The organism is Kitasatospora sp. NPDC101108, from assembly GCF_055584725.1.
In genome coordinates this window covers 419,661-440,815 of record NZ_JBVJLM010000005.1, presented here as the reverse complement: position 1 = coordinate 440,815, position 21,155 = coordinate 419,661, and the positions used below count along the sequence as shown (strand labels likewise).

Below are 21,155 nucleotides of genomic sequence, written 5' to 3'. Positions count from 1 at the left end.
CGGCCGGGTTTCTTCTCCAGACTGCACGGACATCGGCCGCCCGGCGACCCCTTCGCCAGGGGGCCTCCGGTCGCTCGGTTGTACGGGCGTCATGGGCGTACCGGCCGCAGCGTACTCTCCAGAACGCCCGCCCACTGCCGGATCACCCCGGAACGTCGAAGGCTGTCGTCGGTGAGCAGGTTGGCCAGGCCGAGTCCGCGGGCGAGGTCGAGGGTGGCCTGCACCGATTCGCGCACGCCGGGGCGGGTCTCGTCGGCGTCCAGGAACTCCACGGCGGCCCGGTGGGCCTCCCGGCCGACGTGGCCCTCCAGGGCGATGATCCGCTCGCGCAGGCCCTCCTCGGTGGCGGCGGCGGTCCACAGGTGCAGGGCGGCGCGGAACAGCGGGCCGGTGTAGAGGCGGACGATCATGTCGACCACGGCCCGGGTGCGGTCGGGGCCGGCGGCCGGCAGTTCGTCCGCGTGGGCGCGGACGGCCGCCAGCCGCTCGGCGGTCACGTGCTCGACGGCCGCGGTGAAGAGGTCCTCGCGGGTCGGGAAGTGGTGCTGGGCGGCGCCCCGGGAGACCCCGGCCCGTTCGGCGACCACGGTGACGGTGGAGCCCTGCCAGCCGAGCTCGGCCAGGCACTCCACGGCGGCCGCGAGCAGCCGGGCCCGGGTGGCGCGGCTGCGCTCCTGCTGGGGGATGCGGACGGCGGGGTGGCTGGTCATGGCGGGTGGCGGTTCCTGTGTCGACGGGGTCCGTCCCGGTGGGGACACGGCGGGTCGATCCTCACAGACGGGCCACGGTCCTCGTCCGCCGGGGGTCCCGGCCTTCAGGAGGCGGCTCCGGCCCGGGCGGCCTCGCGGGCGCGCAGTTCGCGGCGCAGGATCTTTCCGGCCGCGGACTTGGGGACGGCGTCCACGAACTCCACCGCGCGTACCTTCTTGTACGGGGCGACCCGCCCGGCGACGTAGCCGGTGACGTCCTCCTCGGTGAGTTCGCTGCCCGGCGCGCGGACCACGAAGGCTTTGGGGCACTCGGTGCCGTCGGCGTCGGGGACGCCGATCACGGCGGCGTCGGCGATCTGGGGGTGGCCCAGCAGCACGGCCTCCAGTTCGGCGGGGGCGACCTGGTAGCCCTTGTACTTGATCAGCTCCTTGACCCGGTCGACGACGAACAGGTACCCGCGCTCGTCCACGTAGCCGATGTCGCCGGTGTGCAGCCAGCCCTCGGCGTCGACCACGGCGGCGGTCTCGGAGGGCCGGCCGAAGTACCCCTTCATCACCTGGGGGCCGCGGATCAGCAGCTCGCCCCGCTCCCCCGGGCCGAGGTCGTCGCCGGAGCCGTCCAGGGCGCTCACCCGCAGTTCGGTGGAGGGGACGAGCCGGCCGACCGAGCCGGGCGAGGGGGCGGGCTCGGTCGGCGACACCACGTGGGTGACGGGCGACAGCTCGGTCATCCCGTAGCCCTGGAGCAGGTGCGGCAGGTTCAGCCGGCGGGCGCAGGCCTCGGCGAGCTCCTGGTCCAGCGGGGCGGCGGCGCACAGCAGGTACTGGACCGAGGAGAGGTCGAAGCGGTCCACGACCGGGTGCTTGGCGAGCGCGAGGACGATCGGCGGGGCGACGACCAGGCCCTGCACCCGGTGCTGCTCGACCGCGCGGCAGAAGGTCTCCAGGTCGAAGCGGGGCAGCACGACCACGGTGGCGCCGCACCTCAGCGGCTGGTTGAGCAGCGCCGTCAGGCCGTAGATGTGGAAGAAGGGCAGCACGGCGAGCACCCGTTCGCCCACGGCGGGGCGGTAGAGGGCGTCGGCCTGGGCGAGGTTGGTGGCGATCGAGCGGTGGGTGAGCATCACGCCCTTGGGCAGGCCGGTGGTGCCGCTGGAGTACGGCAGGACGGCGACGTCCTCGCCCGGGTCGATGGCCGGCTCGGGGGCGGGGCCGGTGGCGGCCAGCAGGTCGGCGAGCGAGGGGTGGCCCTCGGCGCCGTCCAGGACGACCGTGCCGGTCAGCGGGCGGCCGGCGGCGGCGAGCAGGTCGGCGGCGGCCCGGGCGGTCGGCAGGAACGGGGAGACGGTGATCAGCCAGCGGGCGTCGCTGTCGGCCAGTTGGCCGGCCAGTTCGCCGGGGGTGCTCAGCGAGGACACCGTGGTCACGGTGGCGCCCGCCCGGGTGGCGCCGTAGCAGGCCGTGGGGTAGGCGATCGAGTTCGGGCTGAAGAGCGCGACCACGTCGCCCTTGCGCACCCCCGCCTCGGCCAGCCCGGCGGCGACCCGCTCGACCGAGGCGGCGAGCCGGGCGTAGCTGACCCGCTCCCCGGTGAGGCCGTCGATCAGGGCCGTCCGGTCGCCGTACCCGGCGGCCGGTGACAGCACCGCTTCGTGGATCGGCAGGTCGACGTCGGGAACGTCCGGGAACTCGCTTCGGAAGACCAAGGCATGCCTCCAGTAAGGAAGTTGACGCGACAACTAAGTGGTTCCGGGGTGCGTTCAGGAGCATACGGACAGTCAGGGGGCAGGCTCGGCCATTGTGAGGAACCGGAACCGGCGCACGCGTGGCGCGTTTGCTCCGGAGGGCGCTCGACCGGACGGTTTGCAGCACGGCCGCCCACCCCCGAGGTGCGGCCCCGGACCCTGGAGCAACCTCCGTGAGACCTCCCTCCGCCCATCTGCCCTCCTCCCGCCGTCTGCTCGCCGCCGCCACCGCCGCGGCCGCACTCACCCTCGGTACGGCGCCGGCCGCGCTGGCCGCGCCGGGCGACAACGGCGACATCAAGGTGCACGAGACCACCACCGCGGTGACCGACCAGCGCGACCAGCCCAAGGTCTGCCGGTTCTACCTGGACGCCTTCAACTTCGACACCCTCCAGCTGGTCAACTGGACGATCGAGCAGAACCCGCCGACCGGCACCGCACTGGTCCAGTCCGGGTCGATCACCCTCGCCAACGGCACCGGCGTGACCAGCGCGCTGACCCTTCCGGACGGGCACTACAAGCTCGAATGGACGTTCGTGGGCGAGACCGGCGCGGCGAAGCAGAAGGTCTTCGACGTCTCCTGCGCCACCTCGGCCCCGCCACCCCCGCACCTGCCCGGCGGCGGACCGCACGGCGGAGTGGGCACCGGCGGCGGCGGCACCTCCGGACCGAACACCGCCGAGGTGCTCGGTGGCTCCGCCCTGCTGGCCGGTGCCGCCGGGCTCTGGATCCGCGCGATGCGCCGCCGCTCCGGACGCAATGCCACGTCCTGACCGCCCCACGCGCGCCCGGCGCGGCGGCCCCGGCCCGATGGCGGCCGGGGTCGTCGCGCTGGCCCTGGCGGCCGGCGGCGGCTGGCTCCTCCACGACGGCACCGACGGCCTCGGCGGCCCACCACTGCCCGCCCCGGTACCGCCGGCGCCCACCGCCCCGACCGCCGCTCCGACCGGGACGGTGAAGCCGACCCCGGCACCCGCCTTCCCGCCGCTGGCGGCCTCGGTGCCGACCCGGATCCGGATCCCCGCGATCAAGGTCGACGCCCCGGTGACCGGCCTCGGGCTGACGCCGTCCCAGCAGCTGGACACCCCGCCGACCGACCAGCGCAACCTGACCGGCTGGTACCGGGACGGCACCGCGCCCGGCGCCGCCGGGAACGCCCTCGTGGTCGGCCACGCCGACACCCGCAGCGGACCGGCCGTGTTCTACCGGCTCGGACTGCTGCGTGTGGGCGACACCGTCGAGGTGACCCGCAAGGACCGGCGCGCCGCGGTCTTCACCGTCGACTCGGTCCGGGTCATCCCGAAGCGGGACTTCCCCGACGCCCTGGTGTACGGCCCCACCGAGCGGGCCGAGCTCCGGCTGATCACCTGTGGCGGGAAGTTCGACCGGAAGACCGGGTACGAGTCCAACACCGTGGTGTTCGCCCACCTGTCGGGAGCCCGCTAGAACGTTTCGCCGGATCAGTACGACCTCGGCAGGCCGAGGGTGTGCTGGGCGACGTAGTTGAGCACCATCTCCCGGCTGACCGGGGCGACCCTGCCGACCCGGGTGGCGGCCAGCAGCGCGCCCAGGCCGTACTCCTGGGTGAGGCCGTTGCCGCCGAGGGTCTGCACCGCCTGGTCGACCGTCCTGGCGGCGGCCTCACCGGCGGCGTACTTGGCCATGTTCGCCGCCTCCCCGGCGGCGACGTCCTCGCCCGCGTCGTAGAGCAGCCCGGCCTTCTGGGTCATCAGCCGGGCCAGTTCGATCTCCACCGCGCACTGGGCCAGCGGGTGCGCCAGGCCCTGGTGGGCGCCGATCGGAGTGGACCAGACGGTACGGGTCTTCGCGTACTCCACCGCCTTGCCGAGCGCCTGGCGGGCCAGGCCGAGCGAGAAGGCGGCGGTGAGGACGCGCTCCGGGTTGAGACCGGCGAACAGCTGGAGCAGGCCGGCGTTCTCGTCGCCGACCAGGGCGTCGGCGGGCAGCCGGACGTCGTCCAGGAAGACCTGGAACTGCTTCTCGGGGGCGACGAGTTCCATCGGGATCGCCCGGTACTCGAAGCCTGGGGTGTCGCGCGGCACGACGAACAGGCAGGGCTTGAGCCTGCCGGTGCGACCCCCTCCGGCGTCCGTGGTCTCGGCACGGGCCACGAACAGCACGGCGTCCGAGTGGTCGATGCCGGAGACGAACACCTTGCGGCCGGTCAGCAGCCAGTCCCCGCCGTCCCGGCGGGCGACCGTGGAGATCCGGTGCGAGTTGCTGCCCGCGTCCGGTTCGGTGATGCCGAAGGCCATCCGGCGGGTGCCGTCGGCCAGGCCGGGCAGCCAGCGCCGCTTCTGCTCCTCGGTGCCGTAGCGGGCGATCACCGTGCCGCAGATCGCCGGGGAGACGATCAGCAGCAGCAACGGGCAGCCCGCGGTGCCGAGTTCCTCCAGGACGATGGCGAGGTCGCTGATGCCGCCGCCCCCGCCGCCGTACTCGGCGGGCAGGTTGACGCCCAGGTAGCCGGCCTTGCCGGCCTCCGCCCACAGCTCGTCGGCGGGCTCGCCGGCCCTGGCCTTGGCGAGGTAGTAGGCGGAGCCGTAACGGCGGCCGAGGTCGCCGACGGCCTTGCGCAGGGCGGTGCGTTCGGGGGTTTCGAGGAGCTGACTGCCGATGCCGGACATGCGGGTCCTTCCTCAGGCGGGACGGGGGTGTCAGGCTGCTTCGGTGGACTTGACGACGGCGAGCAGGGTGCCGAGCTCGACCTGTTGGCCGGGGGCGACCCGGAGTTCGGCGAGGACGCCGTCGGCGGGGGCGGTGACCCGGTGCTCCATCTTCATCGCCTCCAGGACCAGCAGCGGCTGCCCGGCCGTGACGGTGTCGCCGACGGCGGCGGCGGTGCGCAGGACGGTGCCGGGCATCGGGGCGAGCAGGGCGCCCGGGTCGGTCCGGGCGGTGGGGTCGGGGAAGCGCGGCAGCGCGGTCAGCGCGGTGCTGCCGGCCGGGGTGTCGACGTACACCCGGTCGCCGTAGCGGGCCACGGCGTACGGGCGTTGGACCTCGCCCTCGCGAAGGATGACCAGGTCGGTCGTGGCTTCGACGAGTTCGACGTCCGGGTGGGCGTCGGCCTCCATCCCGGCCCTGGACCGGCGGTAGCGGACCTCCAACTCCTCCCCGTCCGAGGCGCGGTAGCGCTTGGACTGGGGCTGGGAGGGCAGGTTGCGCCAGCCGGACGGCAGGGCGGTCCGACGGGCCTCGGCCTCGGCGAGGGCGGCGGCCAGGGCGGCGCGCCCGGCGCCCTCGCCGTCGGGGGCGGTGAGCTCGGCCGCGTGCTCGGTGAGGAAGCCGGTGTGCAGTCGTTCGGCGCGGAAGGCCGGGTGCCGCAGCGCGCGGACCAGCAACTCCCGGTTGGTGGCCGGGCCGTGGATCCGGGCCCGGGCGAGGACGTCGGCCAGTCGGCGGGCGGCGGCGGCCCGGGTCGGGGCCCGGACGATCACCTTGGCGAGCATCGCGTCGTAGTGCGGGGTGATCTCGCTGCCGGACTCGACCCCGGAGTCCAGCCGCACCGGACCGTCGGCGAACTCGCTGTGCTCGACGGCGAGTCCGAAGCCGTGCAGGGTGCCGGTGGCGGGCTGCCAGTCCCTGGCCGGGTCCTCCGCGTACAGCCGGGCCTCGATCGCGTGGCCGGCGGTCGGCGGCGGGGTCGGCCCGGGAAGCTTCTCGCCCTCGGCGACGGCGAGTTGGAGCGCGACCAGGTCCAGGCCGGTGACCGCCTCGGTGACCGGGTGCTCGACCTGGAGGCGGGTGTTCATCTCCAGGAAGAAGAACCGGCCGTCCTGGGCGAGCAGGAACTCGGCGGTTCCGGCGCCGACGTAGCCGATCGCCCGGGCGGCGTTCACCGCGGCCGCGTGCAGCTCGGTCCGTACGTCCGCCGGCAGGCCGGGGGCCGGGGCCTCCTCGATCACCTTCTGGTGCCGCCGCTGCAGCGAGCAGTCGCGGTCCCCGACCGCCCAGACCGTGCCGTGGGCGTCGGCCAGCAGCTGGACCTCGACGTGCCGGCCGCCGGGCAGGTAGCGCTCGCAGAACACCTCGTCGGAGCCGAAGGCCTTGGCCGCCTCGGCCCGGGCCGCGTCGATCTCGGCGGGCAGGTGCGCGAGGTCCCGCACGACGCGCATGCCGCGGCCGCCGCCGCCCGCCGCGGCCTTGACCAGCACCGGCAGGTCGGCCTCTACCGGCCGGTCGAGCGCGCCCAGCACGGGTACTCCGGCCGCGGCCATCAGCCGCTTGGCGGCGGTCTTGGAGCCCATCGCGGCGATCGCGGCCGGCGGCGGGCCGACCCACACCAGGCCCGCGTCCAGCACGGCCCGCGCGAACTCGGCGCTCTCGGACAGGAATCCGTACCCCGGGTGGACGGCGTCGGCCCCGGCCGCCAGCGCGGCCCGCACGATCAGCTCGCCGCGCAGGTAGGTGTCGGCGGGCGCCGCACCCGGCAGCCGGACGGCGGCGTCGGCCTCCCGCACGTGCGGGGCGCCGGCGTCCGGGTCGGAGTGCACGGCGGTGGTCGCGATGCCGAGCTCCCGGCAGGTGCGGAACACCCGGCGGGCGATCTCGCCCCGGTTGGCGACCAGCAGGTTGGTGATCAACGTCTTGGTGCTCATGGTCGGTTGCCCTCTCACAGACGGAAGACGCCGTAGCCGCGCGCGCCCTCGACCGGCGCGTTGTGGATCGCGGACAGGCACAGGCCGAGCACCGTACGGGTGTCGCGCGGGTCGATCACGCCGTCGTCGTAGAGCCGGCCGGACAGGAACACCGGCAGCGACTCCGCCTCGATCTGCTGCTCGACCATCGCCCGGATCGCGGCGTCCGCGTCCTCGTCGTACGGCTGCCCCTTAGCGGCGGCCGACTGGCGGGCCACGATCGACAGCACCCCGGCGAGCTGCTGCGGGCCCATCACGGCGGACTTGGCGCTCGGCCAGGAGAACAGGAAGCGCGGCTCGAACGCCCGGCCGCACATGCCATAGTGGCCGGCCCCGTAGGAGGCGCCCATCAGCACGGACAGGTGCGGGACCTTCGAGTTGGCGACGGCGTTGATCATCGTCGCGCCGTGCTTGATGATGCCGCCCTGCTCGTAGTCCCGGCCGACCATGTAGCCGGTGGTGTTGTGCAGGAACAGCAGCGGGGTGCTCCGCTGGTTCGCCAACTGGACGAACTGGGCGGCCTTCTGGGACTCCGCGCTGAACAGCACGCCCTGGGCGTTGGCCAGGATGCCGACCGGGTAGCCGTGCAGCCGGGCCCAGCCGGTGGCCAGGCTGGTGCCGTAGAGCGGCTTGAACTCGTCGAAATCCGAGCCGTCGACGATCCGGGCGATCACCTCGCGCGGGTCGAAGGGCACCTTGAGGTCCCCGGGGACGATCCCGAGCAGCTCCTCCTCGTCGTACTTCGGCGGCTCCGCGAACCGGTCCGGGTCCGGGCCCGGCTTGCGGTGGTCGAGCCGGGCGACGATCCGGCGGGCGATCCGCAGCGCGTCCCGCTCGTCCACCGCGAAGTGGTCGGCCAGACCGGAGGTGCGGGCGTGCATCTCGGCGCCGCCCAGCGACTCGTCGTCGGCCTCCTCACCGGTGGCCATCCTGACCAGCGGCGGGCCGCCGAGGAAGACCTTGGCGCGCTCCCTGACCAGCACGGTGTGGTCGGACATCCCCGGCACGTAGGCGCCGCCGGCCGTCGAGTTGCCGAACACCACGGCGACGGTGGGGATCCCGGCGGCGGACAGCCGGGTGAGGTCGCGGAAGAGGGCGCCGCCGGGGATGAAGATCTCCTTCTGGCTGGGCAGGTCGGCGCCGCCGGACTCGACCAGGTTGACCAGCGGGAGGCGGTTGTCCAGCGCGATCTCGTTGGCCCGCAGGGCCTTCCGCAGGGTCCACGGGTTGCTGGCGCCGCCGCGCACCGTCGGGTCGTTGGCGGTGATCACGCACTCGACGCCCTCGATCACGCCGATGCCGGTGACCAGCGCCGCGCCCACCGGGTGGTCGCTGCCCCAGGCCGCCAGCGGGGACAGCTCCAGGAACGGCGAGTCCTCGTCGACCAGCAGCTCGATCCGCTCCCGGGCCAGCAGCTTGCCCCGCTCGCGGTGGCGCTCCACGTACTTGGGGCCGCCGCCGGCCAGCGCCTTGGCGTGCTCGCCGTCCAGCGCGGCCAGTTTCTCGATCATCGCGGCCCGGTGCTCGGCGTACTCGGCCCCGGCCGGGTCGACACGGGTGGGCAGGGCGGTCACAGAAGAACCTCCGGAATGTCGAGGTGGCGCGAGCGCAGCCACTCCCCCAGGGCCTTGGCCTGGGGGTCGAAGCGGTGCTGGGCGGCGACGCCCTCACCCAGCAGGCCGGTGAGGGTGAAGTTGACCGCCCTGAGGTTCGGCAGCAGGTGTCGGGTGACGGGCAACTCGGCAGCCTCGGGGAGGAGTTCGCGCAGCCTGTCGACGGTGAGGGTGTGCGCGAGCCAGCGCCAGGCGTCGTCCGTGCGGGCCCAGACGCCGAGGTTGGCGTCACCGCCCTTGTCGCCGCTGCGGGCACCGAGCAGCACCCCGAGCGGGGCGCGGCGGGTCGGGCCCGGCGGCAGCGGCTCGGGCAACTCGGGCACGACGTCGGCGGGTTGACCGGTCACGGGCGCGGGCGGGACGGCGATCCGGCGGCCGTCCGGCAGTACGGCGGTGTGCTCGACCAGCTTGGCGTCCACGTAAGCGGCGCTGAACACCCCGTACGGCGCGCCCGGACCGGGCGGGGCGGCGAGGTGGAAGCCGGGGTAGCCCGCGAGTCCCAACTCCACTGCGGCCTTGCCGAGCTCGCGGCCGACCTTGACCGGGTCCGGGTCTCGGGCGGTCAGCCGGAGCAGGGCCGAGGCGGCCTCCTCGGTGGCGGCATCCGGATGGTCGGTGCGGGCGAGGGTCCAGCGCAGTTCGGCCGGGTGGAGTTCGGGCGGCAGCGCGGCGGCGAACTGCCGTTGCACCAGGGCGGCCTTGGCCTCGATGTCCAGGCCGGTGAGGACGAACACCACCTCGTTGCGGTGGCCGCCCAGGCTGTTGCAGCCGACCTTGAGGGTGGGTGGCGGGGCCTCGCCGCGCACGCCGTCGATCCGCACCCGGTCCGGGCCGTCCTCGGCGAGCCGGACGGTGTCGAGCCGGGCCGTGACGTCGGGGCCGAGGTAGTGCGGTCCGCCGGTCTCGTACAGGAGTTGGGCGGTGACGGTGCCGACCGTGACGGCTCCGCCGGTGCCCGGGTGCTTGGTGATCACACTGGAGCCGTCCGGGTGCAGCTCGGCCAGCGGGAAGCCGGGGTGGTCCACGTCGTGCTCGCCGAAGAAGGCGTAGTTGCCGCCGGTGGCCTGGGCGCCGCACTCCAGCACGTGCCCGGCCACCACCGCCCCGGCGAGGGCGTCGAGGTCGGCGGGCGTCCAGCCGAAGTGGGCGATCGCCGGCCCGGCGACCAGCGCGGCGTCGGTCACCCGTCCGGTCACCACCACGTCCGCGCCCCCGGCCAGGCACGCGGCGATCCCGAACCCGCCGAGGTAGGCGTTGGCGGCCAGCGCCCGCTCCGGCAGTCCGAGTTCCTCCCGGCGCGGCAGCAGGTCGTCGCCCTCGACATGGGCGACGGCGGTCGGTACCCCCAGGCGCTGCGCCAACTCCCGCAGCCGCTCGGCGAGCCGGGCCGGGTTGAGGCCGCCCGCGTTCACCACGATCCGCACGCCCCGCTCCCGGGCCAGCCCGAGGCACTCCTCCATCTGGCGCAGGAACGTCCGCGCGTAGCCGAGCGACGGGTCCCTCAGCCGGTCCCGCGCCAGGATCAGCATGGTGAGCTCGGCGAGGTAGTCCCCGGTGAGCACGTCCAGCGGACCGCCCGTCAGCATCTCCCGCACCGCCGCGAAGCGGTCCCCGTAGAACCCCGAGGCGTTGCCGATCCGCAGTACCGAGCTCGTGCGCGCCAAAGCGCCTCCCCTGCCGGTGGGTTGGCGACACCCCGCACGCATGCCGCCGCGCAGCAGCGTGGCACCGGCCGGAGAAAAAAGCAATCATGCCTGCTTGTTTCGCAGTGCCGGCCCGAGCGGCGCCCGGTACCGCCCGCGTGGCCCCGGCGGGACCGGAACCGCGGGCCGCGGCGTCAGTCGGCGGCGGGCCGCCGGTCTCCGCCGACCGTGACCAGGCCGCTCTCGTAGGCGACGACCACGGCCTGGGCGCGGCTGGTGAGCGCGAGCTTGGACATCATCCGGTTCACATGCGTCTTGACCGTGGCGATGCTCACCACCAGGCGTTCCGCGATCTGGTCGTTGGTCAGGCCGCGGCCCACAAGGTGCAGGACGTCCCGTTCGCGCGCGGTCAGCCCGTCCAGCGTGTCCGGCCGGCCGGCGAGCGGCTCGCCCTGCCGGGCGAACGCCTCCACCAGGCGCCGGGTGACGGTCGGGGCGAACAGCAGCTCGCCGTCCGCGATCTGCCTGATTGCGGCGAGCAGCCGCTCGGGCGGCGTGTCCTTGAGCAGGAACCCGCTGGCCCCCGCGCGCAGCGCCGCGTAGACGTACTGGTCCAGGTCGTAGACGGTCAGCATGACGACCTTGGGCTTCGGTGGTGGTGCGGCGGCGAGGATCCGTTCCAGGGCGGCGATGCCGCTCATGCCGGGCAGCCGGATGTCCATCAGGATGACGTCGGGGGCGCAGCCGGCGGCCAGCTCGACGGCCTCCTCGCCGCCGGCGGCCTCACCGGCCACCTCCAGGCCGTCGGTGGCCCGGACCAGAGCGGCGATGCCCGCTCGGATGAGCACCTGGTCGTCCACGATCAGCACCGACGTCACCGTCGCCCCCTCGTCCCCGTGCCTCGACCGGTGCGCGACGTCACCGGTCGGTCGGGGCGACCGGCAGCGTGAACGCGACCTCGAACCCACCCTCCGGGCGCGGGCCGGTGCGCACGGAGCCCCCGTAGAGTCTGACGCGTTCACGGATCCCGATCAAACCGAGTCCGCTGCCGGGCACCGCCCGGCCGTCGCCGGGGCCGTCGTCGGTGATCCGGCCGTCGAGGCGGTCCGGCCGGTGGCACAGGTCGACGGTCGCGGTGGCGGGCCGGCCGGCGTGCTTGATCACGTTGGTCAGGGCCTCCTGGACGACCCGGAACGCGCACAGGTCTACGCCGGGGGCCAGCGTCCGCTCGGGGCCCGCCACGACGACCCGGACCGGCACGCCGGCCGCCCGGGTGCGCTCGACGAGTTCGCCGAGCTGGGCCAGACCGGGCGCCGCCCGGTAGAGCGGCTCCTGGTCGCACGGCACCTCGCCGGACAGCCGCAGGACCTGGAGCAGCCCGCGCATCTCCTCCAGCGCCTCGCGGCTGGTCGCGCCGATCGCGGCCAGGGCGGCCCGGGCCGCCGGCGGGTCCGAGGCGAAGACGTACTCGGCGACGCCCGCCTGCACCGCCAGGGCCGACAGGTGGTGGGCGATCACGTCGTGCAGCTCACGGGCGATCCGTACCCGCTCCTCCACCACGGCGTGCCGCGCCCGCAGTTCCTGCTCGCGCCGCAGCCGGTCGGTCGCCTCGGCCAGCTGGGCGTTCCGCTCGGCCAGACGCCGGGTACCGGTCGCGAAGATCCCCACGATGCCGAGCGCGAGGACGGACTGCGCGATCGCGAGCTCCACCGACAGCCGCGCCTCCAGCCCGCTGGCGATCCAGGCCCCGCCGGTCAGCGATCCGGCCGTGACCGCCTCGCGCGGCGGCCGCCGGGCGATGACGGTGTAGCCCGCGAGCAGCGGCGGCCACAGGTTCACCGAGGGCTGGTACCCGGCGGCGGTGTACACCAGCAGACCGGTGACGGAGACGATCAGCACGGGCCACGGGTACCGCCGGCGCACCGCCAGCGGCAGTGCCACCAGGACGCACAGCCCGACCGCGGCCAGATCGAACGGCCGCCAGCCCTCCGCCCGGTACCGGGCCTGGTAGGACTGCAGCCCGTACACGACGGCCACCACCGTGAGCACGACGGCGAGCGCGGTGTCCGCCTGCACCGGATCCACCCGCGGCCTCCGCCCGATCACCCGCATCCCGGCAGGGTACGGACGGCCGCGGCCGGTGTCGTCCACCCTGGGGTTGACCGCTCCGGGCCCGGGGGCGGCGACGGCTACCGTAGGGGTTCACCCGGCAGTTCGACCCTGGAGTTGACGTCACGTCAGGGAGCGGGCTGCCACGCTCTTCCCATCCGGTCGCGGCCTACTGCGGCTGACCACCCGCGGCGGTCCGCCTTGACGGGGGCGGTGCCGACGGGTCGGGGGGAACGGGGGCCGGGGAAGGCCAGGACGCGTGCGCGATCGGGGGACGTCCTGGCCGGCCTCGGCCACCGCTCGGCGGACGGTCAGCGGCCGGTGGCGGGATCGTGGCCTCGGAAGCCGTGGCCTCAGATGTGGCCGGGGCCGGGAGGGGTGTCGCCGCTTCCCCAGGGGCCGGTGCCGGAGGAGAGCCAGATCCACAGCAGGAACAGGATGAAGGGCACTGCCAGGAGTACCAGGATCAAAAGGACGGTCCGGTCGCCGGTCGGTGGCTTGTTGCCGTCGGATCGGTGCTCTGGCACGTGCCTCTCCTCGCCGGTCGCTGTGAGCCCGACTCAACATAGCGCCGGTGGGTGTTCGTGTCTGCGGCCCGGGCGGGGCACCCGAGGTGCGGGGGCGAAATTCCGTGCGCCCGCGGCCGGGGCCTGGATAGCCTCGGCCGCATGACCTGGCTTCCCGCTGACTTCGTCCATCCCGTCCGCGTCCCGCTGCTCGACGGGGCGTACCACCTGCGGCCGATCCGGGAGGCGGACGCGCCGATGGACTATCCGGCCGTGATGGGGTCGCGGGAGCGGCTGTTCGGCATCTTCGGGCCCGCGTGGGGCTGGCCGTCGGAGACGATGACGGCGGAGGCGAACCGGGTGGACCTGGCGCGGCACGAGCGGGAGATCGCCGCGCACGAGTCGTTCAACTACGTGCTGCTGGACCGGGCCGAGACGGCGGTGCGCGGGTGCGTGTACATCGATCCGCCGGAGCGGGCCGGGGCCGACGGGGAGATCTCCTGGTGGGTGGTGGACGAGCTGGTCGGCAGCGAGGTGGAGCAGGCGCTGGACGCCCTGGTGCCCCGGTGGATCGCCGCGGACTGGCCGTTCCGGCGGCCGCGCCTCCTCGGGCGCGACATCACCTGGCAGGAGTGGCTGGCGCTGCCGGGTGTGCGGGATGCCTGAGCGGGCGCTGAGTTTCGGGACGGTCGCGGAGGCCTACGAGCGCTACCGGCCCGGCTATCCCACCGAACTCTTCGAGCTGGTCGCGGAGTACGCGGGCCGGCCGGTGCGGACGGCCCTGGAGATCGGTGCCGGGACGGGCAAGGCGACCCGGCTGTTCGCCGGGCGCGGCGTCGCCGTCACCGCGACCGAGCCCGACGCCGCCATGCTCGCCGAGCTGCGCCGGAACGTACCGGCGAGCGGCCCGGCGAGCGGCCCCGCGGGCGTCCGGACGGTGCGCTCGGCGTTCGAGGCGCTGGCGCCCGGCGAGCGGTACGACCTGGTCTACGCGGCGGCCTCGCTGCACTGGACGCGGCGGGAGGGCCGGTGGGAGCGGATCGCCGGACTGCTGGAGCCGGGCGGTGTGTTCGCCTGTTTCGGCGGCCCGGCCCGGCCGGCCGACCCGGTCGTCGAGGAGGCCGTCCGGACGGCCCGCGCACCGTTCCTGCGGAACGACGAACTCCCCGCCCCGGACGGGACGCCGCCGGAGGCTCAGCTGCAGTGGCCGGGCACCGAACTGGAGCGCTCCGGGCCGTTCACCGACGTCCGACAGACCGTCATCGCGCAGCGCCTGACCAGGAGTGCGCGGGAGTACGTCGGCCTGCTGTCGACCGTCTCGGCCTACCTCGTGCTGCCGGACGACGCCCGGGAGGAGGTGTTCCGCCGGATCCTGGCCGTGCTGCCGGAGCACGTCGAACTGGACGCCGACCTCACCGTGCACCTCGCCCGCCGCCGCTGATTCGTGGCTTCTGCCAGTACGCCGGCCCCGCCGGGCTGCGGAAGACTTCCCGGCGGAGGCCACGGCGCGTTCCTGGCCGTAAGCCGCGTCAAACGGCCGAACAGGGCCGACCACAGGGGAGGACGGCGCGATGAGCGTGCAGCAGTACGACCGGATCGGCGAGGCGTTCGAGGGTTTCAAGTCCCTTCCGTTGGTGCGCTACGGGGAGGTGCCGAGCGTCCTGGCCCTGGTCGGGGACGTGCGCGGCAAGAGCGTCCTCGACCTGGCCTGCGGCACCGGTTTCTACAGCCGGGAGCTCCGCCGGCGCGGTGCCGCCGAGGTGCTCGGGGTCGACATCTCCACCGAGATGATCGCCGCCGCGGAGTCGTTCGAGCGGCGCGAGCCGCTGGGGGTGCGCTACGAGGTCGGCGACGTGGCCGAACTCCGGCAGCTGGAGCGGAAGTTCGACGTGGCCCTGGCGGTGCAGTGCCTCAACTACGCGGAGGACCGGGCGTCACTGGACCGGATGTGTCGCAACATCCACCGCAGCCTGGTGCCGGGCGGGGAGTTCTACGTCTTCACCCAGAAGCCGGACTACGCCTTCGACTGCGCGTCCCTGGAGCAGTACGGGTTCCGCTGCGAGCCGACCGGTGACCACGTCGAGACCGGCCCGCGGGTGAAGGTCACCGCGCTGCTCGACCCGGAGCCGATCAGCATCCTCGGCACGGTCCCGCGCCGTGAGGTCTACGAGGAGTCCCTGAGCGGGGCCGGGTTCTCCGAGCTGGAGTGGGTGCCGCTGCGGATCTCCGAGGAGGGCTTGCGCGAGTACGGCGAGGACTTCTGGGCGGAGGCGCTCGCCCACCCGCCGCTGGAGCTGCTGCGCTGCCGCGCCTGAGCGCTGAGCGGCTGGGCGGCTGGGCAGCGGACCAGGCGCTCGCCCGATCGGGGGGTCGGGCGAGCGCCCTCCGGCAGGTGCCCCGCGGAGGCCGGGGACGAACCGATCAGGATTCGAGAAGCGCCCTCCGGGCGGCCGCCCCTAGCGTTGCAGTCATGAACGACATCACCATTCACTGGACCTTCCTCCCCCACACCGACCCCGAGGCCTCCCTGGCCTTCTACCGGGACCTGCTCGGCTTCGAAGTCCGCCAGGACGTCGGCGGCGGCCCGATGCGGTGGATCACCGTCGGCCCCAAGGACCAGCCCGGCGTGTCGCTGGTGCTGGAGCCGCCGTTCGCGGACCCGGGCATCACCGAGGACGAGCGGCGTACCATCACCGAGATGATGGCCAAGGGGACGTACGCCCGGCTGGTGCTCGCCACCGCCGACCTGGACGGCGTGTTCGACCGGCTGAAGTCCGGTGGCGCCGAGCTCGTCCAGGAGCCGACCCTGCAGCCGTACGGCATCCGCGACTGCGCCTTCCGCGACCCGGCGGGCAACATGGTCCGCTTCAACGAAGTGCGCTGAGCCGCCCGGAGCCCCCGAAGACCCCGGAACCCTCCGGAGCGCCCACAGCCTCCGGAGGGCCCGCAGAGGGCCCGCAGAGCCCGCCCGACCGCCAGGGAGCGAAGAGAACGATGGCCGAGCCGCACGTCGCCGACAGCCACGACCTGATCAGGGTGCACGGCGCCCGCGAGAACAACCTCAAGGACGTCAGCGTCGACATCCCCAAGCGCCGGCTGACGGTGTTCACCGGGGTGTCCGGCTCCGGCAAGAGCTCGCTGGTCTTCGACACCGTCGCCGCCGAATCGCAGCGGCTGATCAACGAGACCTACAGCGCCTTCGTCCAGGGCTTCATGCCCACCCTGGCCCGCCCCGAGGTGGACGTCCTGGAGGGGCTGACCACCGCGATCATCGTCGACCAGCAGCGGATGGGCGCCGACCCGCGCTCCACCGTCGGCACCGCCACCGACGCCAACGCGATGCTGCGCATCCTGTTCAGCCGGCTCGGCAAGCCGCACATCGGCTCCCCCAAGGCCTTCTCCTTCAACGTCCCCTCGATCAGCGGCGCCGGCGCGGTGACCGTCGAGCGCGGCGGCCGGACGGTCAAGGAGCGGCGCAGCTTCAGCATCACCGGCGGCATGTGCCCGCGCTGCGAGGGCCGGGGCAGCGTCTCCGACATCGACCTCACCCAGCTCTACGACGACACCAAGTCGCTCGCCGAGGGCGCGATCCTCATCCCGGGCTGGAAGCCGGACAGCTGGTGGACGGTCGGCGTCTACGCCAACTCGGGCTTCCTCGACCCGGACAAGCCGATCCGCAGGTACACCAAGAAGGAACTCCAGGACTTCCTGCACCGGGAGCCGACCAAGGTCAAGATCAACGGGGTCAACCTCACCTACGAGGGCCTGATCCCCAAGCTCCAGAAGTCCATGCTGTCCAAGGACAAGGACGCCCTCCAGCCGCACATCCGGGCCTTCGTGGAGCGCGCCGTCACCTTCACCGCCTGCCCGGAGTGCGAGGGCACCCGGCTGAGCGCGGCGGCCCGTTCCTCGAAGATCGGCAAGCTCAGCATCGCCGACGCCTGCGCGATGCAGATCAGCGACCTCGCCGACTGGGTGCGCGCACTGGACGAGCCCTCGGTGGCGCCGCTGCTCACCGCGCTGCGGGAGGTTCTGGACTCCTTCGTGGAGATCGGCCTCGGCTACCTCTCGCTGGACCGCCCGTCCGGCACCCTCTCCGGCGGCGAGGCGCAGCGGGTCAAGATGATCCGCCACCTCGGCTCCTCGCTCACCGACACCACGTACGTCTTCGACGAGCCCACCACCGGGCTGCACCCCCACGACATCAGCCGGATGAACGACCTGCTGCTGCGGCTGCGGGACAAGGGCAACACGGTGCTGGTGGTGGAGCACAAGCCGCAGACCATCGCGATCGCCGACCACGTGGTGGACCTCGGCCCGGGGGCCGGTGCGGCGGGCGGCTCGGTCTGCTTCGAGGGCAGTGTGGCCGGGCTGCGCGACAGCGGCACGGTGACCGGACGGCACCTGGCGGACCGGGCCCCGCTGCGGGAGGCGGTCCGCACGCCCACCGGCAAGCTGGCGATCCGCGGCGCGAACACCCACAACCTGCGGGACGTGGACGTGGACGTCCCGCTCGGGGTGCTCACCGTGGTCACCGGGGTCGCGGGCTCCGGGAAGAGCTCGCTGATCCACGGCTCGCTGGGACGCCAGTCGGGGGCCTCCGACGAGGGCGTGGTGTACGTGGACCAGGGTGCGATCAAGGGCTCCCGCCGCAGCAACCCGGCCACGTACACCGGGCTGCTCGACCCGATCCGCAAGGCCTTCGCCAAGGCGAACGACGTGAAGCCGGCCCTGTTCAGCGCCAACTCGGAGGGCGCCTGCCCGACCTGCAACGGCGCGGGTGTCGTCTACACCGACCTGGCGATGATGGCCGGGGTGGCCAGCACCTGCGAGGACTGCGAGGGCCGGCGCTACCAGGCCTCGGTGCTGGAGTACCGGCTGGGCGGCCGGGACATCAGCGAGGTGCTGGCGATGTCGGTGACCGAGGCGGAGGAGTTCTTCGGCGCCGGGGAGGCGAAGCTGCCGGCCGCGCACCGGATCCTGCAGCGGCTCGCCGACGTCGGCCTCGGCTACCTGAGCCTCGGGCAGCCGCTGACCACGCTGTCCGGCGGTGAGCGTCAGCGGCTGAAGCTGGCCACCCACATGGGCGACAAGGGCGGGGTCTACGTCCTGGACGAACCGACCACCGGTCTGCACCTCGCGGACGTCGAGCAGCTGCTCGGCCTGCTGGACCGGCTGGTGGACTCCGGCAAGTCGGTGATCGTGATCGAGCACCACCTGGCGGTCATGGCGCACGCCGACTGGATCATCGACCTCGGCCCGGGCGCCGGGCACGACGGCGGCCGGGTGGTGTTCGAGGGCACCCCGGCCGAGCTGGTGGCGGCCCGCTCCACGCTGACCGGCGAGCACCTGGCGGAGTACGTGACCGGCTGACCGGCCTGGTTTTAGTCGAGCGGGAGACGCATCTCCAGGATCCGGGCGCTCTCGTCCAGCACGTACGGCGTCTCGCCGCCGGTGTACGTGAAGCCGCGCCGCCGGTAGAAGGCGGCGGCGCGGTGGTTGGCCTCGTGCACGCCGAGCATCATCCACCTGGCGCCGCCCTCACGGGCCCAGGCGATGACGGCGTCCAGCAGGGCGTCGGCGACGCCGAGGTCGCGGCCGCGGTGCGCCGGGTCGACCCAGACACCGATCAGGTCGACGGTCTCGGCCTTGATGCCGGGCGTCGAGAGCATGGTGGCGACCCACCGGTCGGTCGCGTCCACGGCGACCAGGCCGATCCGGCCGGGCTCGTTCAGCCAGTCCGTCCGGGCCCGCCAGTTGCCCTCGCCCTGGATCCGGGCGTACTCGTAGGGCTCCCCGAACGCCATGGGGGTGTCGAGGAGTTGGGCCAGCCGGATGGTGCGCAGCCGCTGCCAGTCCTCCCGGCCGATCCGCTCGATCCGGTACTCCATGCCGTCCCCCGTGATACGCAAAAAGGCCTCCGCTGCCGGTGATCACCGGCAGCGGAGGCACTATAGCCGCGGGCTCACGGCTTGATCCGGACCACCTGCGGGTCGTGGTCGCTGGCCTGCTGGGCGAACTCGGCGTTGATGTGCACCACGTCGTACTTGGCGTAGCCGACCTCGGGGCTGACCAGGATGTGGTCCAGCACCTGGGAGTTGCCCTGGTACACGTAGGAGTACTGCTCGGTCTCCGGCAGTTCGTTCACCAGGTCGCGCAGCACGCCGCCCTTGGTGAGCGCGGCCAGCGCGGGCGAGAACTGGAAGTCGTTGAAGTCGCCGAGCGAGACGATCCGGGCCTGCTTGTCGGCGGCCAGCAGCCGGGCGACGAAGGCCTGCTCGACGGTGGCCTGCTTGAGCCGCTGCACCTCGGAGCTGCGGGTGGGGGCCTGGAAGCGGCTGTCGATGCCCTGGTCGCCGCCCTTGCTGTTGAAGTGGTTGGCGATCACGAAGACCTTCTGGCCGCGGAAGGTGAACTGCCCGACCAGGGGCTTGCGGCTGTTGGCCCAGGCCTCGTCGGTCGGCTCGATCCGGCCGGGCGAGGCGGTCAGCGAGGCGGCGGCGCCGGTGCCGGTGACGCCGACGGCGCTGGTGGCGGCGCCGCCGGGGATGTCGGTGAAGGAGACCCGCTGGGGGTTGAACAGGAAGACCTGGCGGATGTTGCCGCCGGGTTCGCCACCGTCCTTGCCGTCCTGGGGGTCGACCGACCGCCAGTCGTAGGCGGGGCCGCCGGCCGCCTTGATCGCGGCGAGGAACTTGGCGACGGTCTGGCTCGCGTCGACGGTGCCGTCGTTCCTGGCGCCGTTGTTGTCCTGGATCTCCTCCAGGGCGACGATGTCGGGCGAGCGCAGGTTGGTGACGATGCCCTGGGCCAGCCCGGCGAACTTGGCGTCCGGGTTGGTGGCGGCCAGGTTCTCCACGTTGTAGGTGGCGATGGTGAGTTCGCGCTCGCCGGCCCGGGCGGTGACCTCGCGCTGGAGGTGGTTGTCCTTGAGGGTGCCCATGGTGCCGGCGACCAGGGTGTAGCCGCCGAACTGGTTGTAGTCCAGCGGGCCGGTGGTGGCGCCGGTCAGCTCGTCGCCGACGTTGGCCACCGGGAAGGGCTGCTGGGAGACGGGCGCCTGCTGCTGCACCATCAGGCGGCCGACGTTGGGCTCCCGGTAGGACTCGTACAGCACGCCGCCGCGCTTGCTGCGCTGGTCCTGGCGGTCGGCGGCGACCCACAGCTCGTTGTACCTGTCGGTCGCCTGGATCACCCGGACGTCCTTGACCTGGACGAGCATGCCCTCCAGCGACTCGTAGAAGTCCAGGGCGTACTTCTCCGGGTTCAGCTGCCCGGCGTCGATGCTGCCGTCGGGCCCGGCCGGCGGGGTGTAGGTGCCGGGGATGTTGCGGGTGTCCACCACCACCGGGGCGGGCAGCGGGTTGCCCGCGGAGAGCACCGTGACGGCGGGGCCGGTGAGTTCGGTGAGGGACTGCGAGCCGCCGGAGAGGTTCGGGTAGTACTCGCTGACCTTGCCGCTCACCAGGACCGAGTCGCCGACCTTCACGGTCGGGTTTCCCCCGGTGTAGACGAAGATGCCCTCGCTGGTGGCGGGGTTCGCGTCCGGCTCGGGGTCCTGCAGCCAGAAACCCTTGACGCTGCCGTACGCGCGCACGCCGGTGACGATGCCGGGCACGCCGGTGACGGGCTTGCCGGCCTGCGGCGAGATCCGGGTGGTGCCCTGGATGTCGTGGATCCGCAGCGGGCCGGACTCGGTCGGCGCGGGCGGGGCGGCGGCCGCACCGGCGGCGTGGGCGAGCGGCAGCGGGACGAGCACCAGCGAGGCGGCGAGCGCGGCCGGGGCGACGGCGCTGCGCAGCAGGGCGGCTCTGCGGGGGCGGGGTGCGGGGGCGGTGGTCACCGGGGCACGGCTCCTAGCTCGGGCAGCGGGCGCTACTCGCGTAGAAGGAAGGGGAGAGAAAGCGGGGAACGCATCCCGTCCCCCGCGGCGCCCTCAAGATACGCGCGTAGAAAATGCCCCGACAAGACCTCGTCAGTGAACTGTCGGTTCCGGCCGGGTGACTTGAGGAAACCCCGATTCAGCTGATTCCCAGGCACCTTCCAGCTTTCACTCAGCTTGACCCTGGCTTTGCCCGGCTTTACCCGATCCGCTCCACGATCCGCTCCACGGTCAGCTGCCCGGTCAGCGCCCACGAGCGGCTCGCGCGGCTCGTGGGTGCGGCGCG

At 73.4% G+C, this 21,155-nt stretch carries 18 protein-coding genes; 7 read left to right on the top strand and 11 right to left on the bottom strand.

What is annotated here, in order from left to right:
- Positions 1-89: 89 nt before the first annotated feature.
- Together ACZ6Z8_RS14840 and ACZ6Z8_RS14835 are read right to left on the bottom strand one after the other, a co-directional pair.
- Positions 90-710, bottom strand: a complete 621-nt coding sequence (locus ACZ6Z8_RS14840; RefSeq protein WP_465609686.1) for a TetR/AcrR family transcriptional regulator — start codon at positions 708-710, stop codon at positions 90-92.
- A 104-nt stretch (positions 711-814) separates the two neighbouring features.
- Positions 815-2,416, bottom strand: a complete 1,602-nt coding sequence (locus ACZ6Z8_RS14835; protein ID WP_465609684.1) for a 4-coumarate--CoA ligase family protein — start codon at positions 2,414-2,416, stop codon at positions 815-817.
- 212 nt (positions 2,417-2,628) lie between these two features.
- On the opposite strand from ACZ6Z8_RS14835, the gene ACZ6Z8_RS14830 reads away from it, so the two are divergent.
- Complete coding sequence (locus tag ACZ6Z8_RS14830; protein WP_465609683.1) at positions 2,629-3,228, top strand: hypothetical protein; 600 nt, start codon at positions 2,629-2,631, stop codon at positions 3,226-3,228.
- On the top strand, positions 3,215-3,901 hold the full coding sequence (locus ACZ6Z8_RS14825) for a class F sortase (RefSeq protein WP_465609681.1): 687 nt from the start codon (positions 3,215-3,217) through the stop codon (positions 3,899-3,901). Before ACZ6Z8_RS14830 ends, ACZ6Z8_RS14825 begins: the two co-directional genes overlap by 14 nt.
- Before the next feature lie 14 nt (positions 3,902-3,915).
- On the opposite strand, the gene ACZ6Z8_RS14820 is transcribed toward ACZ6Z8_RS14825, so the two are convergent.
- The 7 genes from ACZ6Z8_RS14820 to ACZ6Z8_RS14790 all read right to left on the bottom strand — a co-directional run bounded on the left by ACZ6Z8_RS14820 (position 3,916) and on the right by ACZ6Z8_RS14790 (position 13,008).
- Entirely contained in the window at positions 3,916-5,103 is a 1,188-nt protein-coding gene (locus ACZ6Z8_RS14820) for an acyl-CoA dehydrogenase family protein (protein WP_465609680.1), read from the bottom strand.
- A 30-nt stretch (positions 5,104-5,133) separates the two neighbouring features.
- The gene (locus ACZ6Z8_RS14815) at positions 5,134-7,077 is read right to left on the bottom strand and encodes an acetyl/propionyl/methylcrotonyl-CoA carboxylase subunit alpha (RefSeq protein ID WP_465609678.1); all 1,944 of its coding nucleotides are present in this window, start codon (positions 7,075-7,077) and stop codon (positions 5,134-5,136) included.
- A gap of 14 nt (positions 7,078-7,091) precedes the next feature.
- Positions 7,092-8,690 (bottom strand): acyl-CoA carboxylase subunit beta, encoded by a 1,599-nt coding sequence (locus ACZ6Z8_RS14810; protein ID WP_465609677.1) that lies wholly within the window; start codon positions 8,688-8,690, stop codon positions 7,092-7,094.
- A complete protein-coding gene (locus tag ACZ6Z8_RS14805) occupies positions 8,687-10,393 on the bottom strand; it encodes an acyclic terpene utilization AtuA family protein (protein ID WP_465609675.1) in 1,707 nt (568 codons plus the stop codon). Before ACZ6Z8_RS14805 ends, ACZ6Z8_RS14810 begins: the two co-directional genes overlap by 4 nt.
- A gap of 173 nt (positions 10,394-10,566) precedes the next feature.
- On the bottom strand, positions 10,567-11,250 hold the full coding sequence (locus ACZ6Z8_RS14800; protein WP_465609673.1) for a response regulator: 684 nt from the start codon (positions 11,248-11,250) through the stop codon (positions 10,567-10,569).
- A 40-nt stretch (positions 11,251-11,290) separates the two neighbouring features.
- The gene (locus ACZ6Z8_RS14795; protein WP_465609671.1) at positions 11,291-12,457 is read right to left on the bottom strand and encodes a sensor histidine kinase; all 1,167 of its coding nucleotides are present in this window, start codon (positions 12,455-12,457) and stop codon (positions 11,291-11,293) included.
- Between the two features lie 377 nt (positions 12,458-12,834).
- A complete protein-coding gene (locus ACZ6Z8_RS14790; protein WP_465609669.1) occupies positions 12,835-13,008 on the bottom strand; it encodes a hypothetical protein in 174 nt (57 codons plus the stop codon).
- 141 nt (positions 13,009-13,149) lie between these two features.
- On the opposite strand from ACZ6Z8_RS14790, the gene ACZ6Z8_RS14785 reads away from it, so the two are divergent.
- The 5 genes from ACZ6Z8_RS14785 to ACZ6Z8_RS14765 all read left to right on the top strand — a co-directional run bounded on the left by ACZ6Z8_RS14785 (position 13,150) and on the right by ACZ6Z8_RS14765 (position 18,360).
- Positions 13,150-13,653: a GNAT family N-acetyltransferase gene (locus ACZ6Z8_RS14785; protein ID WP_465609667.1), complete on the top strand. Its 504-nt coding sequence runs from the start codon at positions 13,150-13,152 to the stop codon at positions 13,651-13,653.
- Complete coding sequence (locus ACZ6Z8_RS14780) at positions 13,646-14,428, top strand: class I SAM-dependent methyltransferase (RefSeq protein WP_465609665.1); 783 nt, start codon at positions 13,646-13,648, stop codon at positions 14,426-14,428. Before ACZ6Z8_RS14785 ends, ACZ6Z8_RS14780 begins: the two co-directional genes overlap by 8 nt.
- A gap of 130 nt (positions 14,429-14,558) precedes the next feature.
- Positions 14,559-15,302, top strand: coding sequence for a class I SAM-dependent methyltransferase (locus ACZ6Z8_RS14775; RefSeq protein WP_465609663.1), 744 nt, complete (start codon positions 14,559-14,561; stop codon positions 15,300-15,302).
- 155 nt (positions 15,303-15,457) lie between these two features.
- A complete protein-coding gene (locus tag ACZ6Z8_RS14770) occupies positions 15,458-15,871 on the top strand; it encodes a VOC family protein (protein WP_465609662.1) in 414 nt (137 codons plus the stop codon).
- A 110-nt stretch (positions 15,872-15,981) separates the two neighbouring features.
- Positions 15,982-18,360, top strand: a complete 2,379-nt coding sequence (locus ACZ6Z8_RS14765) for an ATP-binding cassette domain-containing protein (RefSeq protein WP_465609660.1) — start codon at positions 15,982-15,984, stop codon at positions 18,358-18,360.
- Positions 18,361-18,371: 11 nt separating this feature from the next.
- Here ACZ6Z8_RS14765 and ACZ6Z8_RS14760 read toward each other — a convergent pair whose 3' ends face one another.
- Complete coding sequence (locus ACZ6Z8_RS14760) at positions 18,372-18,899, bottom strand: GNAT family N-acetyltransferase (RefSeq protein ID WP_465609658.1); 528 nt, start codon at positions 18,897-18,899, stop codon at positions 18,372-18,374.
- 53 nt (positions 18,900-18,952) lie between these two features.
- Positions 18,953-20,830 carry an endonuclease/exonuclease/phosphatase family protein gene (locus ACZ6Z8_RS14755; RefSeq protein ID WP_465609656.1) on the bottom strand — a complete coding sequence of 626 codons (1,878 nt, stop codon included), beginning with the start codon at positions 20,828-20,830 and terminating at the stop codon, positions 18,953-18,955.
- Positions 20,831-21,155: the final 325 nt, after the last annotated feature.